11 protein-coding genes are annotated in these 13,023 nt (G+C 65.6%); 9 read left to right on the plus strand and 2 right to left on the minus strand.

The window, feature by feature from the left end; translation table 11 throughout:
* The first annotated feature begins 55 nt into the window (after positions 1 to 55).
* Together nhaA and AC1C2Q_RS12950 are read left to right on the plus strand one after the other, a co-directional pair.
* Positions 56 to 1,363 (plus strand): Na+/H+ antiporter NhaA, encoded by a 1,308-nt coding sequence (gene nhaA / locus AC1C2Q_RS12945; protein ID WP_495450442.1) that lies wholly within the window; start codon positions 56 to 58, stop codon positions 1,361 to 1,363.
* 158 nt (positions 1,364 to 1,521) lie between these two features.
* Entirely contained in the window at positions 1,522 to 2,772 is a 1,251-nt protein-coding gene (locus tag AC1C2Q_RS12950; protein ID WP_495450443.1) for a glycosyltransferase, read from the plus strand.
* A gap of 13 nt (positions 2,773 to 2,785) precedes the next feature.
* On the opposite strand, the gene AC1C2Q_RS12955 is transcribed toward AC1C2Q_RS12950, so the two are convergent.
* On the minus strand, positions 2,786 to 4,252 hold the full coding sequence (locus AC1C2Q_RS12955; RefSeq protein WP_495450444.1) for an alanine/glycine:cation symporter family protein: 1,467 nt from the start codon (positions 4,250 to 4,252) through the stop codon (positions 2,786 to 2,788).
* Between the two features lie 137 nt (positions 4,253 to 4,389).
* Here AC1C2Q_RS12955 and AC1C2Q_RS12960 point away from each other — a divergent pair, with 137 nt between their 5' ends.
* The 3 genes from AC1C2Q_RS12960 to AC1C2Q_RS12970 all read left to right on the plus strand — a co-directional run bounded on the left by AC1C2Q_RS12960 (position 4,390) and on the right by AC1C2Q_RS12970 (position 7,349).
* Complete coding sequence (locus tag AC1C2Q_RS12960; RefSeq protein ID WP_495431497.1) at positions 4,390 to 4,737, plus strand: PLD nuclease N-terminal domain-containing protein; 348 nt, start codon at positions 4,390 to 4,392, stop codon at positions 4,735 to 4,737.
* A complete protein-coding gene (gene menD, locus AC1C2Q_RS12965; protein WP_495450445.1) occupies positions 4,734 to 6,404 on the plus strand; it encodes a 2-succinyl-5-enolpyruvyl-6-hydroxy-3-cyclohexene-1-carboxylic-acid synthase in 1,671 nt (556 codons plus the stop codon). Before AC1C2Q_RS12960 ends, menD begins: the two co-directional genes overlap by 4 nt.
* Positions 6,405 to 6,494: 90 nt before the next feature.
* On the plus strand, positions 6,495 to 7,349 hold the full coding sequence (locus tag AC1C2Q_RS12970) for a PPK2 family polyphosphate kinase (RefSeq protein ID WP_495431499.1): 855 nt from the start codon (positions 6,495 to 6,497) through the stop codon (positions 7,347 to 7,349).
* A 210-nt stretch (positions 7,350 to 7,559) separates the two neighbouring features.
* Here AC1C2Q_RS12970 and AC1C2Q_RS12975 read toward each other — a convergent pair whose 3' ends face one another.
* Complete coding sequence (locus AC1C2Q_RS12975; RefSeq protein ID WP_495450585.1) at positions 7,560 to 8,843, minus strand: isochorismate synthase; 1,284 nt, start codon at positions 8,841 to 8,843, stop codon at positions 7,560 to 7,562.
* A 92-nt stretch (positions 8,844 to 8,935) separates the two neighbouring features.
* Between AC1C2Q_RS12975 and AC1C2Q_RS12980 the strand changes: the two genes are divergently transcribed.
* The 4 genes from AC1C2Q_RS12980 to AC1C2Q_RS12995 all read left to right on the plus strand — a co-directional run bounded on the left by AC1C2Q_RS12980 (position 8,936) and on the right by AC1C2Q_RS12995 (position 12,860).
* Positions 8,936 to 9,538: a DUF402 domain-containing protein gene (locus tag AC1C2Q_RS12980; RefSeq protein WP_495450446.1), complete on the plus strand. Its 603-nt coding sequence runs from the start codon at positions 8,936 to 8,938 to the stop codon at positions 9,536 to 9,538.
* Positions 9,539 to 9,634: 96 nt separating this feature from the next.
* The gene (ubiE, locus tag AC1C2Q_RS12985) at positions 9,635 to 10,366 is read left to right on the plus strand and encodes a bifunctional demethylmenaquinone methyltransferase/2-methoxy-6-polyprenyl-1,4-benzoquinol methylase UbiE (RefSeq protein ID WP_495431502.1); all 732 of its coding nucleotides are present in this window, start codon (positions 9,635 to 9,637) and stop codon (positions 10,364 to 10,366) included.
* Between the two features lie 21 nt (positions 10,367 to 10,387).
* A complete protein-coding gene (locus AC1C2Q_RS12990; protein WP_495431503.1) occupies positions 10,388 to 11,449 on the plus strand; it encodes a polyprenyl synthetase family protein in 1,062 nt (353 codons plus the stop codon).
* Between the two features lie 37 nt (positions 11,450 to 11,486).
* Positions 11,487 to 12,860 carry an FAD-dependent oxidoreductase gene (locus AC1C2Q_RS12995; RefSeq protein WP_495450447.1) on the plus strand — a complete coding sequence of 458 codons (1,374 nt, stop codon included), beginning with the start codon at positions 11,487 to 11,489 and terminating at the stop codon, positions 12,858 to 12,860.
* The last annotated feature ends 163 nt before the right edge of the window (positions 12,861 to 13,023 follow it).

Here is a 13,023-nt window from a genome sequence, read left to right on the forward strand (position 1 = left end):
ACCGGAGTGTCGGGAAGCCTGGTCGACGTCATCGTTTTCGACCCGAAAGGCGCTCATGTCGCCCAAAAACTCCCGCATCGCTCGTGTCCGAAACCTGTTCCCCTCTTCTTCGAGCGCGGAATCGCTGCGCGTAGGCGAGATCCTCCGCAAGGAGACCGTTGGTGGCATCCTTCTGGTCGCGCTCGCCGCTATCGCCATCGTCTGGGCGAACTCGCCGTGGGCGGATTCGTACTTCGCCCTGCGCGACTTCGAGATCGGCTACGAGCCGTGGCACCTCCGGCTCTCGCTCGGTGCATGGGCGGCCGACGGGCTGCTCGCCATCTTCTTCTTCCTCGTCGGACTCGAACTCAAAAGAGAGTTCGTCGCGGGTGACCTTCGAAAGCCCAGCACGGCGATCGTGCCGATCGTCGCCGCGATCGGAGGTGTCGCGGTTCCCGCGGTCTTCTACGTCATCGTCGCTGGCTCGGAGGGCATGGCCCAGGGATGGGCGATTCCGACCGCCACCGATATCGCGTTCGCGGTTGCGGTGCTCGCCATCATCGGCTCGCACCTGCCCAGCGCACTGCGAATCTTCCTGCTCACACTGGCGGTCGTCGACGATCTGATCGCGATCGGCATCATTGCGATCTTCTACACCGAGACGATCAATGTCGTCCCTCTCGTGTTTTCACTTCTCGCCATCGCCGTCTATGGCGTGATCGCTCAACGAGGTCGAGAGTTCTTCCACCTGCGACCAGGGGCTGCGTGGCTGGTGCTGCTGCCGATCGGTGTCACCGCGTGGGCGCTGCTGCATGCATCCGGCATCCATGCGACCGTCGCCGGTGTGCTCCTCGCGTTCACCATCCCCGTTCTCCACAAGAAGGCGGCTCGTGGCGTGGATGCGGGGCCGGGCCTCGCTGAGGTCTTCGAGCACCGATTCCGGCCGATCTCTGCCGGGGTGGCGGTACCGGTGTTCGCCTTCTTCTCCGCTGGAGTGGCGATCGGTGGCGCCGAGGGATTCGTCTCCGCCTTCAACGATCCGGTGGTGATCGGGATCATGCTCGGACTTATCGTCGGCAAGCCTGTCGGCATCACTCTCGCGACCTGGCTCGTGACGCGAATACGACGCGTCAACCTCGACCCGTCCCTGCGCTGGATCGACATCGCAGGGGTGGGACTCCTCGCCGGAATCGGATTCACGGTGTCGCTCCTGGTCGCCGAACTCAGTTTCGACACCGGTAGCGCGCATCACGATCACGCGAAGGTGGCGATCCTCACTGCCTCCGTCGTCGCGGCGATCCTCGCATCGATCGTCCTCGGCATCCGCAACCGGCAGTACCGGCAGCGCGCGAGCGCGAACGAAGACGAGGGCATCGACGACTGACGGCCAACGGACGAATGCGTGGCGCCACCTGAGTGGCCACGCCGCGACGAATCGTTCTCCGCATGCGCTCTTCCCTGGCAACGCCTTCGCGAGTATTGTGACGCGAGGAGTGCCGGGAAGTCTGGTCGGCGACGTTCACGTCGACCCTGGAGGTTCCTATGCGAGTGCTCATCGCCACATTCGGCACACGAGGCGATATCGAGCCGTACGCCGCTCTCGCCGAGCGGCTTCGGCGTGAGGGTCACATCGCCGTTCTGTGTGCGCCGGAACCCTACCGAAAAGACATCGAAGCGTTCGGGGTCGGATTCGAGCCGGCGGGAACCGAGATGCACGAGATCGTTCGCGCTGGCATGTCCTCCACGAGCGGACCACGCGAGGCGATCAGCATCGCTCGGCGCATGACGAGGGCGATGCGGGAGTCACTGAATGAACAGTGGCAGGCAGCGCAGCGCGTCGAGCCGACGCTCATTGTGGCGCACCCGAAGGCATTGGCAGGCTTCCACATCGCGGAACGTCTGAGTATTCCGTTCGTCGCGTCGCTCCCTTTACCGTTCCTGACACCCACCGGTGACTTCCCGATCCCGTTCATCGCCCGCCGCTTCCCGCGCTCGGCGAATCGGTTCACCTATCAGTTCAACCGATTCACGGCCATCGCCTACGGCGGAATGATCAACCGATTCCGATCCGAGCACCTCGGATTGCGTCGCGCCAGCCGCACCAGCGATTACCTGCACCGGAACGGGGAACGTGCCCCGGTGCTTTATCCGATCAGCCGCCATGTGGTTCCGCGCCCCACCGACTTCCCGGATTCCGCTCACATCACCGGGTACTGGTTTCGAGAAGAATCTCACACCGATTGGGCAGCGCCGCCACAGCTCGAAGCCTTCCTCAACGCGGATGGTCCTGTCGTGTACGTCGGGTTCGGGAGCATGGGATTCGGTGCAAAGGCGCACGCACGAGGACAGGTCGTGCTGGATGCGATCCGTCAGGTCGGTGCGCGTGCGGTCATCGCGACCGGGTGGGGCGGGCTCCACGCATCAACAGCGGATGATGTATTCGTGATCGACGAAGCTCCGCATCAATGGCTCTTTCCTCGTGTGAGCGCCGTCGTCCATCACGGCGGATCTGGCACCACCGCGGCCGGACTCAGGGCCGGCCGCCCCACGCTCATCTGCCCGGTTCTCGGAGATCAGCCCTTCTGGGGCTCGCGTATCCACGAGCTCGGCGCCGGACCCCGGCCCCTCCCGCTGAAGAAAACGAGAGTCGATACTCTTGCGCAGCGCATCGACGACCTTCTGGGCACTCCTGCGTATGCCGCGAACGCAGCGATGCTGGCCGAGCAGATCGACGCCGAGGATGGCACGGCGACGGCCGTCCGCGTCCTCGAGCGCATCCACGGTGGCGGTTGACCGCCCTCGCAGCTCAGCGGCGGCGCTGCTTGGGGATCTCGATCGGACCGGTGACGGAGAGCTCGTCTTCCCAGACTTCGATCCCTCTCACTCCAGGGAGCCTCGCCTGAGTGAACACCGGATCGAGCCCCGCGCGGCGCTGCTGCGTGTAGTCCTTGAGGAGCTTGAAGGCGATGCCGGAGAGCAAGGCGATGGCGACCAGGTTCACGATCGCCATGAACCCCATCGCCCCGTCGGCGAAGTTCCAGACGACATCCGCCGACACGAGGGCGCCGACGAAGACGGCCGCGATGGCGAAGATGCGGTAGCCGAGAAGGACGCCCGGCTTTGACGTGATGAATTCGATGTTCGACTGACCGTAGTAGTAGTTGCCGAGGATCGAGCTGAAGGCGAGAAGGAAGATGATCACGATGAGGATGATGTTTGACCAGCTGCCAAGCGCGCTGACGACAGCACCCTGCGTCAGGCTGATCCCTCGCTCCGCATTCGCGAGATCTGGAACCGACACGAGGATGATGAATGCGGTGATGGAGCAGACGAGGAACGTGTCGAAGTAGACGCCCAGCGTCTGCACGAGCCCCTGCTTGACCGGATGCGTGACCGCGGCGCTCGCGCCCGCATTGGGGGCGGAACCGAGCCCGGCCTCGTTCGAGAACATGCCGCGCTTGACGCCGGTGAGGATGATGTAGCCGAGGGTTGCTCCGACGACCTCGTTGGGCCCGAAGGCCTGGGTGAAAATCTGCGAGAAGACCTCGGGGAGACGCTCGATGTTGATGGCGACGATCACGAGGCCGAGGAGTAGATACAGCAACGCCATCAGAGGAACGAGAGTCTGCGTCACCGAAGCGATACGCCGGACGCCACCGAAGATGACGAGGCCCATGAGGATGGCAAGTGCTGCGCCAGTCACCCATGGGAGCCACCCCGCCGCCTCGCCACCGAAGCTCCCCGCGATGGTCGCCTGGATGGTGTTCGCCTGTAGTGAGCTGAACGCGATCGGGAAGCAGATGATGAGGATGATCGCGAAGAGGATGCCCATCCATCGCGCTCCGAGTCCCCGCTGCATGTAGTACGCAGGGCCCCCGCGGAATCCGTCGCTGTCACGCGTCTTGTACAGCTGCGCCAGTGACGACTCGATGAACGAGGCCGCACCGCCGACGAAGGCCATCAGCCACATCCAGAAGATCGCTCCAGGCCCGCCGATGGCGATCGCCGTGCCGACGCCTGCGATGTTACCGACGCCGACTCGAGACGCCGCGGAAATCGTGAAGGCCTGGAACGCCGAGATCGACTGCGGTTCGCCCGTCGCTGTGCGTGGCGTCCTGTCCCTCAGCGTGCGGAACATCTCTGGAATCAGGCGGAACTGCACCACGCCGGAGCGCGCCGTGAAGTACAAGCCAAGCAGGACGACGATGGGCAGGACGATCCACTCCCATAGTTCGTTGCCCCAGTACAGCAGCCACTCGTTCACAGCATCCATTGGCACAGTATGTCGAAGGGTGGCGTTTTCTCGCTACTCCCGGATTGCGAGTCGTGCCATTCATGCACGCATCGAGCAGTTGATGGCAGAGCTGGGGTGGGAGATCCACGTTCAGCTAACCCGCCTAGACTGGAGCGGTGGCGAGAGTACTGATAGTAGGCGGCTTCCTGGCCCTCATCTTCTGGGTCTTCAGCATCGTCGACTGCGCAGTGCAGCCGGCGGCGCGGCACCGTGGCGTGCCCAAGGGAGCCTGGATCGCGATTGTGGTTCTCATTCCAGTGCTCGGCGGCATCCTCTGGTTCGCTCTTGGACGCAAGCGCCGCAGCGATCAGGAGGGTATGCACCTCGTCGCACCCGACGATAACCCCGAGTTCCTGCGCACCATCGGCAAGTCCGAGCAGGATGAGCGCATCCGCCGACTCGAAGAAGAGCTCGCACGCCTGGACGACGAGACGGACGGCCCCGCACCGGACGCACGTCCATGACGGCATCGCCGGCAATGGATGCCGCGGCAACCCTCCTCGCGGAGCTTGTGGAGCACGGCATCCGCGACGTGGTGATCTCTCCCGGTTCGCGCTCGCAGGCACTGGCGCTCGCGGCCACCCATCTCGCCCGCGAAGGCATACTGCGTGTGCATGTTCGCATCGACGAGCGCGTCGCCGGCTTCACTGCCCTTGGCCTCGCACGCGAGAGCCGCGTGCCGGCCGCTGTCATCTGCACTTCCGGCACTGCTGCGGCGAATCTGCTTCCCGCCGCGATGGAGGCGTTCCACTCCGGCGTCCCGCTGCTGCTACTCACCGCCGATCGGCCGCCCGAGCTGCGCGGCATCGGTGCAAACCAGGCGACGGTGCAGCCGGGAATCTTCGATCCGTGGGTGCGCTTTGCTGTGGATGCGCCGGTGCCAGGCGACGGCCCGTGGGAAGGGCTTGCCGAAAAGGCGATCGCTGCGGCGATGGGAGCGGATGCTACCTATTCTGGGCTGGCCGGTATCGCCGGTCCGGTGCACCTGAATCTGTCGTCGCGCGAGCCGCTGTCCGGCGCGCTGCCAGACGGATACACCGCAACACCCGGCCCGGCCAAGACAGCCGATGCCGGTGCGCCGCTCGTTCTTGAGCGTGGCCCGCGCACCGTCGTGATCGCCGGTGCGGATGCCGGGCCCGCGGCCGAAGAAGTCTCGCACGCCGGCACGTGGCCGCTTATCGCCGAGATCGTCAGCGGGTCGCGATTCGGTCGCCACGTCGTTCACGGTTATCGCGAACTGCTGCGAGAAGACGCGCTCGGCGGACAGATCGAACGCGCGATTGTGCTCGGCCACCCGACTCTCAGCCGTGAGGTCACAGCGCTGCTGCGCCGGGATGATCTCGAGGTCGTCGCCGTACGCTCGGGCGGCGAAGCGCTGAACTTGAACGGGCGCACCGTTGCTGCGGCATCCGTTACCGTCGCCCCAGGCGGCGCAGACCGCGCCTGGATGGGGGCGTGGATGCAGGCATCCGCAGCATCCGTCATCGACCTGAGTGAGCATGCGCCCGACCAGGATGGCTTGAACTCCAAGGACTCCGCCACCAGGCGCGACGCCGTGCGCGCGGAGCTCGAGGCTGTGCGCCGGCCGCTCGATCGTGAGCTGCTCGTCGATGCTGTCTGGCGGGCGACGTGGCCGCACGATCGGCTCATGTTTGGCTCATCCCGCATCGTTCGCGTTGCCGATGCCGTGCTCGCAGGCAAGAAGGTGCCGGTGCACGCCAACCGTGGGCTCGCCGGCATCGACGGCACGATCTCGACGGCGATGGGCATCGCCGTCGCGAGCCAGGCGGAAGGCTCGGCCGGAGTGACACGAGTGCTGCTCGGCGACCTCGCTTTTCTGCACGACGTCGGGGCACTGCTGCTGCCGCCGGACGAGCAGGAGCCACGCATCCAAGTCATCGTCGGCAACGACGGCGGCGGCACCATCTTTGACTCGCTCGAGGTGGCATCGTCGGCGCCGAGGGAAGACCTCGATCGCGCCTTCTACACCCCGCACACGACCCGGCTCGAGCATCTCGCGCTCGCGTACGGCTGGGAGTATCAGCGCATCACGACGCGCTCGGCACTCGACCAGGTGCTCACCACGCCCGCCGCCGGTCGCCAGCTGATCGAGGTCCCGCTCGCGCGCTGAAACCCCTTTCTCCTCCCGCGAAACTTCAGCTGTGTCACGGGTTCGGATGATTTTCGGGACATTGGTGAAGTCTCGCGGCAGGATGTACGCATGAGCACACGAGGCTGGACAGGCGAAGCATCCGAGATCCTGCGAGTTGGGGAGGGGTTCCAGCTTTCCGCTGTCGAGCCGGACAGCCATCCCGGCTATGACGGCGACAAGAAGAGCGGTGCGAAGGAGCTCGCGGCGGGGATCCAGTCGCTCAGCGAGTTGCAGGAGCGACTGTTCGCGGCCAGCCGTGCGGGAGTCGCGAAGGACTCCGTGCTGCTTGTGCTGCAGGCGATGGACTCCGCCGGCAAGGGTGGCATTGTCAGGCATGTGGTCGGCGGTGTGGACCCGCAGGGGATCACACTCGCGGCGTTCAAAGCGCCGACGCCAGAGGAACTCGAGCACGACTTCCTCTGGCGCATCAAGAAGCGGCTGCCGGAGGCCGGGTTCATCGGGGTCTTCGATCGCTCGCACTACGAGGATGTCCTGGTCGGCAAGGTCGCCGCTCTCGCTGACGAGAAGGAGATCGAACGGCGCTACAGCGCGATCAACGACTTCGAGGCTCAAATCACGGCATCCGGAGTTCGCGTCATCAAGGTCATGCTGCACATCTCACCGGAGGAGCAGAAAGCCCGGCTTATGGAGCGCCTGGAGCGTCCAGACAAGCACTGGAAGTACAACCCCGGCGACGTCGATGCACGACTTCTCTGGCCGGAGTATATGGCTGCCTATCAGACGGTGTTCGAGCGGACCTCGACCGATGTGGCGCCGTGGCATGTGATTCCGGCGAACAGCAAGTGGTACGCGCGCCTCGCAGTCCAGGAGTTGCTGCTGAAGGCGTTGGAAGACATTGACCCGCAGTGGCCGGCCGCCGATTACGACGTCGAGGCCGAGAAGAAGCGGCTCGCGGCGAGCTGAGCCTCAGCGCTGCGGCTCATTCGCTCGGCTCGCGCGCCGGGAGGTGTCGCACTTGGCCGCTTCGTGACGCTCGACGCGGCAATCTGCGACACCCGCGTGGGTGGACACTTTCGGGAGGTGTCCCACTTGGCCGCTTCACCGAGCGAATGGCGGCAATCTGCGACACCCGCCGAACCAGAGCCGTCGCCGCACCAGGTCGAGCGCGGCATCTCACGCCAGCGCGTCGACTATCGGGCGGAACTTCACCCGCGTCTCGAGCAGCTCGGTTTCCGGATCGCTCGCGGCGACGATGCCGGCGCCCGCGTAGGCGGTGACTCCGATCGTGTTCGAGTATTCGGCGAAGCGCCGCACCGGCCCGATCTCGAACTGCGCACAGCGCAGGGCGATCGCCCATTCACCGTTGCCGTTGCCGTCGATCCAGCCGACAGGTCCCGCGTAACGCCCCCGGTCGAACGGCTCGAGTTCGCGGATCGCGGCGACCGCGACATCTGTCGGCGTCCCCGCCACCGCAGCGGTGGGATGCAACGCCCCCACCAGATCCAGCGCCGATTCTCCGTCCGACAGTTCGCCCTCCACATCAGTGGCGAGGTGGAACAGGTTCGGCAGCTTGAGCAGGAACGGCTGCTCACTCGACGCCATGGCGCGCACGTGCGGCCGCAACGATGTCAGCAGGCTCTGCACCGCATACTGGTGCTCGTCGAGATCCTTGGTGCTCGAGGCGAGATGAGCCGAGGCCAAGGCGTCCTCGTCGGCATCAGCACCACGGCCGATCGTGCCAGCCAGCACCCGAGCGGTCACGGTGCCGTTCTGCACCGTGACGAGAGTCTCCGGGCTCGCGCCGATCAGACCGTCGACGGAGAACGCCCACGTGTCGGGGTATCCGGTCGACAGGGCGCGCACGAGTCGGCGCAGGTCGGAGCCCACCGGAATCGTGCCGGAAAGGTCACGCGCCAGCACGACCTTGCTCATCTCTCCGTCGCCGATGCGGTCGAGCGCGCGGCGTACCGACGCCTGATATCCCTCTGGGGTCTGCGCGCCGGGGCCGAGCGTGCCCGCCCAGTGCGGTCCGTACGCGCATGGCTCGATCGTGGCATCCGGCTGGTCTTGGGGCAGATCTTCGCCTGCCGGCGCGATGCGGGTGATCCAGCCGCGCCCTTGATGCTTGCCGAGAATCACCGACGGCACGATCAGCACGCTGTCGGCGGCCGAATCCTCGTCAAACGTCAGCGCACCGAATCCGACGAGGCCGGAACCGGGAAGGTTCACCGCATCGTCGATCTCAGCGGCATCCGCCAGCTTCCGCCACGAATCCGCAATAAGCGTGCTGCGCAGGGTGGTCGTTCCCGCCGGGACGCGGATGAACACCGGCATCCCGTCGCCGACCGCGACGATTCCGTCGCCACGGCGCAGCCAGGCGAGGGGAGTGGTGGGGTGTGCATAGGCCAGCAGATCGTCGACCGGATCGATCTCACGGGTCTCTACGATCAGGCGCATGCTCACCCTTCCAGAATAGCGAGTGGTCGCACGTGGCTCGGATCCTGGACGATTTCGAGCCACAACCACCACTCGCAATTTAGGGTGGGGGAATGACAACGGATGCGCGGCCGGCACCAGGAACCGAGATGATCCTTCAGTGGCGGAAGTGGGACGGCTCCCCGCACTGGCGTCACGAATCCGTCTACCTCGGGGCGGACGAGTGGGGCGATTGGATCGGCCAGCCGATCGGATGGCGCAGCGCGCGTCCCGGCGCGCAGTTCGACGCCGACGGCTTGAATGTGACGCTGATTCCGGCGGTCGACTATGCCGGCCAGCGCAACAAGGCCACGCTTCTCGCGCCGGAGGGAGACCACTCCATCACGGTCTACCGCAACCACCCGCACCAGATGCGCGTTTACATCGACCTCGGCTGGGACATCCGCTGGAGTGATGACGATCCGCTCCTCGCCACCGGCATCGATATGGACCTCGACGTCATCCGGGTCGAGGGTGAGCGCGGCACCTGGGTTGATGACCGCGACGAGTGGGCTGAGCACAGCATCCAATACGGCTATCCGGCCGAGGTCATGACGCGCCTCGAGTCCCTCACTCTCGATCTTGAGACCAGAGTTCGAAACCAGGTCGCCCCGTTTGACGAGGCGACCGCCGATCTCTGGCTCGACCGTCTGGAAGACCTCGGACTGAACCGCTGACACCTACGGCGCCGATGAGGGGTGGGGGCGAGTGCGACATCCCGAAGTTGCTCTGGTGACCGAGCAGTCGCAGCGGTGGCGACCTAAACTAGACGGGTGACTGAGCACAATCGCGCCGACCTCGGCAAGGACCCCCAGCGCGTCAGCGGGATGTTCGACCAGGTGGCGGCCGGCTACGACCGCACCAACACCGTCATGACGTTCGGCAATGATGCGTTCTGGCGTGCCGCCACGACCCGTGCTGTCGCTCCAAAACGCGGCGAGCGGATTCTCGATCTTGCCGCAGGTACGGCATCCTCCTCGGCGTCGCTTGCCGCCAGCGGAGCCGAGGTCGTCGCAGCCGATTTCTCGCCGGGGATGCTGGCCGAGGGCAAGCGTCGGCACGGGCATCTGAGCAACCTCTCGTTCGTCGAGGCCGATGCGATGAATCTTCCCTTCGCCGACAACGAGTTCGACGCGGTCACGATGTCATATGGCCTGCGCAACGTGCAGCAGCCGAAGAAGGCGCTCGCCGAGTTGTTCCGGGTCACCAAGCCAGGTGGCAGGCTCGTCGTCAACGAGTTCTCCACGCCTCCAGGCAAGGCATTCCGCGGGCTCTACCGCTTCTACAACGCCCAGGTTCTGCCGCGGGTGGCGCGCGTCGCCGGCACCAACAGCGACGCCTACGACTACCTCAACGAATCAATCAAGGACTGGCCGGATCAGAAGAAGCTGTCCGCCTGGATCCGCGAGGCGGGCTGGACTGATGTCGCGTTCCGCAACCTCTCCTTCGGCATTGTCGCACTGCATCGCGCCACGAAGCCCGCTTCGGCGACGAAGAGCGCGTGAGCCACGGGTAGGGTGGAAACCGTGACTTCGAGCCCTGCCGCCCCGGGTTCGCGACTCGCGAGCCGGCTCGGCTTCAGCGACCGCGTTTTCATCGGCCGCGCCGCGCGTCGGGTCGCCGATGAGATCGAGGCGGGCCTTGACCTCGTCGAGAGCGGGCTGGCCGAAGATCTGCGGGTCGCCGACTCCATCGCGGATGCCGCGTCCCGCTACCTCTACGAGGCAGGTGGCAAGCGCATCCGCCCGGTGCTGACGCTGCTGACCGCTCAGCTCGGCGAGGGCAACATCCCCGCAGTGATCGATATCGCCAAGGCGCTGGAGATGACGCACCTCGGCTCGCTCTATCACGACGACGTCATGGACGGCGCTGACCGCCGCCGCGGCGTTCCCGCAGCGCACGCCGTGTGGGGCAATAACGTCGCCATTCTCACCGGCGACATCCTCTTCTCTCGCGCCAGCCAGCTCATGGCGCGCTATGGCGACCGCGCGATCAAGTTGCAGGCCGACACCTTCGAACGACTCGTCATGGGCCAGTTGCATGAAACTGTCGGGGTGCAGCCGGGCGACGACCCGATCGAGTTTTACATTCAGGTGCTCGCCGACAAGACGGGCTCGTTGCTCGCCGCGGCGACGCAGGGCGGTGCGATCTTCTCGAACGCCCCAGCCGAGTACGTCGAGCCGCTGCGGGTGTATGGCGAGAAGGTCGGCGTCGCATTCCAGTTGCTGGATGACGTAATCGACCTGTCTGCCAACCCGGAGGAGACCGGAAAGGTCCCCGGCACCGATCTTCGCGCCGGCGTGCCGACGATGCCCTATCTGCTGTTGAAGGCAGAGTCGGATGCCGCGGCCGCTGAGCTTGCCGCGCGCATCGATGACGGTGTGGCTCGAATCGCCGACGGCGCTGATGCCGTTCTCCTTGACGTGCCGTTGGCCGAGCTCCGCGACCACGCGGTGACGCAGAAGACGCTCGAGCTCGCGCGCACTTGGACGCGCGACGCCATCGACGCACTGGCACCGCTGCCCAAGGGTGCGGTGCGCGAGGCGCTGACCCGCTTCGCGGAATCTCTTGCTGACCGCAGCAGCTGATCGAACCTCGATCGCCGCAGCATCCGAAAGGACACTCATGACCAAGCTTCGCCTGGCCATCGTCGGGGCCGGCCCCGCCGGAATCTACGCCGCTGACATCCTGCTGAAAACCGAACGGTCCTTCGACGTCTCCATCGACCTGTTCGAGCAGCTGCCCGCGCCTTATGGTCTCGTTCGCTACGGCGTCGCCCCTGATCACCCGCGCATCAAGGGCGTCATCAACGCCCTCCGCGACGTGCTTGACCGCGGCGACATCCGCATCTTCGGCAACGTGCGCTTCGGTGAGGACATCACTCTCAGCGACCTGAAGAAGCACTACAACGCGGTGATCTTCTCCACGGGCGCGATCCGCGACACGAGGCTCGACGTTCCCGGGGTCGACGCCGATGGCTCGTTCGGTGCGGCCGACTTCGTCAGCTGGTTCGATGGTCACCCCGATGTGCCCCGTGAGTGGCCGCTGGATGCCGAGTCTGTTGCCGTGCTCGGCAACGGCAATGTCGCACTCGACGTGGCGCGCATGCTGGCCAAGCACGCAGAAGACCTGCTGCCGACCGAGATCCCCGACAACATTCACGCGGGACTCGAGGCCTCGAAGATCACCGATGTGCACGTGTTCGGCCGTCGTGGCCCAGCGCAGGTGAAGTTCACCCCGCTCGAGCTGCGCGAACTCGGCGACTTGCGAGACGTCGACATGGTCGTCTACGACGAGGACTTCGACTACGACGAGGCATCCCTTGCTGCCGTCGCCAGCAACAAGCAGGTCAAGGTCATCGACCGCGTGCTGCAGTCATGGCGCCAGCTGCCGTCGGCGAACAATGCCGGGGGCGAGGCATCCCGCCGCCTGCACCTGCATTTCTGGTCGAAGCCCGTTGAGATCAAGAAGGATGCCGAGGGCAAGGTCGCGGCGATCGTCTACGAGCGCACGCGTCCGGACGGCTCCGGCGGGCTTGAAGGCACCGGCGAGATGCGCGAGATCGCGATCGGTCAGCTATACCGGGCCGTGGGGTACTTCGGTTCGCCGCTGAAGGATGTTCCCTTCGATAAGCGTCACGGCGTCATCCCGAACCACGAGGGGCAGGTGCTCGCCAAGGACTCCAATGAGCGTGTTCCCGGCGTGTACGCCACCGGCTGGATCAAGCGCGGACCGGTGGGACTCATCGGTCACACCAAGTCGGATGCCATGGAGACCGTGCAGCACCTCGTTAACGACCAGGGCTCGTGGTGGCATCCGGAAGATCCGTCTGAGACGGCCATCCCTGCGCTTCTCGAATCGCGTGGCGTGAAGTGGACCGACCTTGAAGGTTGGCACCGCCTCGACCAGCACGAGCTTGCTCTCGGCGCGCCGCACGAGCGCGTGCGCGTCAAGGTCGTCCCTCGCGACGAGATGGTGCGGATCTCCCGCGGGGAGTAGTCCTTTCGGGCTCGCCTGTCGGGCTCGCGGTCGGGCTTCCCTGTCGGGCTCGCGGTCGGGCTTCCGGTACAGATGCAAGGCCGATGAACGGATGCAGGGCGACACGCCGTAGTTTCGCCCTGCATCCGTGCTTTCGCCCTACACGCGTGCCGGGGGAACGTCG

This window comes from Microbacterium sp. Y356, assembly GCF_059445355.1.

Bases quoted from the DNA above. Each gene is read 5' to 3' on its own strand.
- nhaA (WP_495450442.1), top strand. From the start codon at position 56: ATGTCGCCCAAAAACTCCCGCATCGCTCGTGTCCGAAACCTGTTCCCC.
- AC1C2Q_RS12950 (WP_495450443.1), top strand. From the start codon at position 1,522: ATGCGAGTGCTCATCGCCACATTCGGCACACGAGGCGATATCGAGCCG.
- AC1C2Q_RS12955 (WP_495450444.1), bottom strand. From the start codon at position 4,252: ATGGATGCTGTGAACGAGTGGCTGCTGTACTGGGGCAACGAACTATGG.
- menD (WP_495450445.1), top strand. From the start codon at position 4,734: ATGACGGCATCGCCGGCAATGGATGCCGCGGCAACCCTCCTCGCGGAG.
- AC1C2Q_RS12970 (WP_495431499.1), top strand. From the start codon at position 6,495: ATGAGCACACGAGGCTGGACAGGCGAAGCATCCGAGATCCTGCGAGTT.
- AC1C2Q_RS12975 (WP_495450585.1), bottom strand. From the start codon at position 8,843: ATGCGCCTGATCGTAGAGACCCGTGAGATCGATCCGGTCGACGATCTG.
- AC1C2Q_RS12980 (WP_495450446.1), top strand. From the start codon at position 8,936: ATGACAACGGATGCGCGGCCGGCACCAGGAACCGAGATGATCCTTCAG.
- AC1C2Q_RS12995 (WP_495450447.1), top strand. From the start codon at position 11,487: ATGACCAAGCTTCGCCTGGCCATCGTCGGGGCCGGCCCCGCCGGAATC.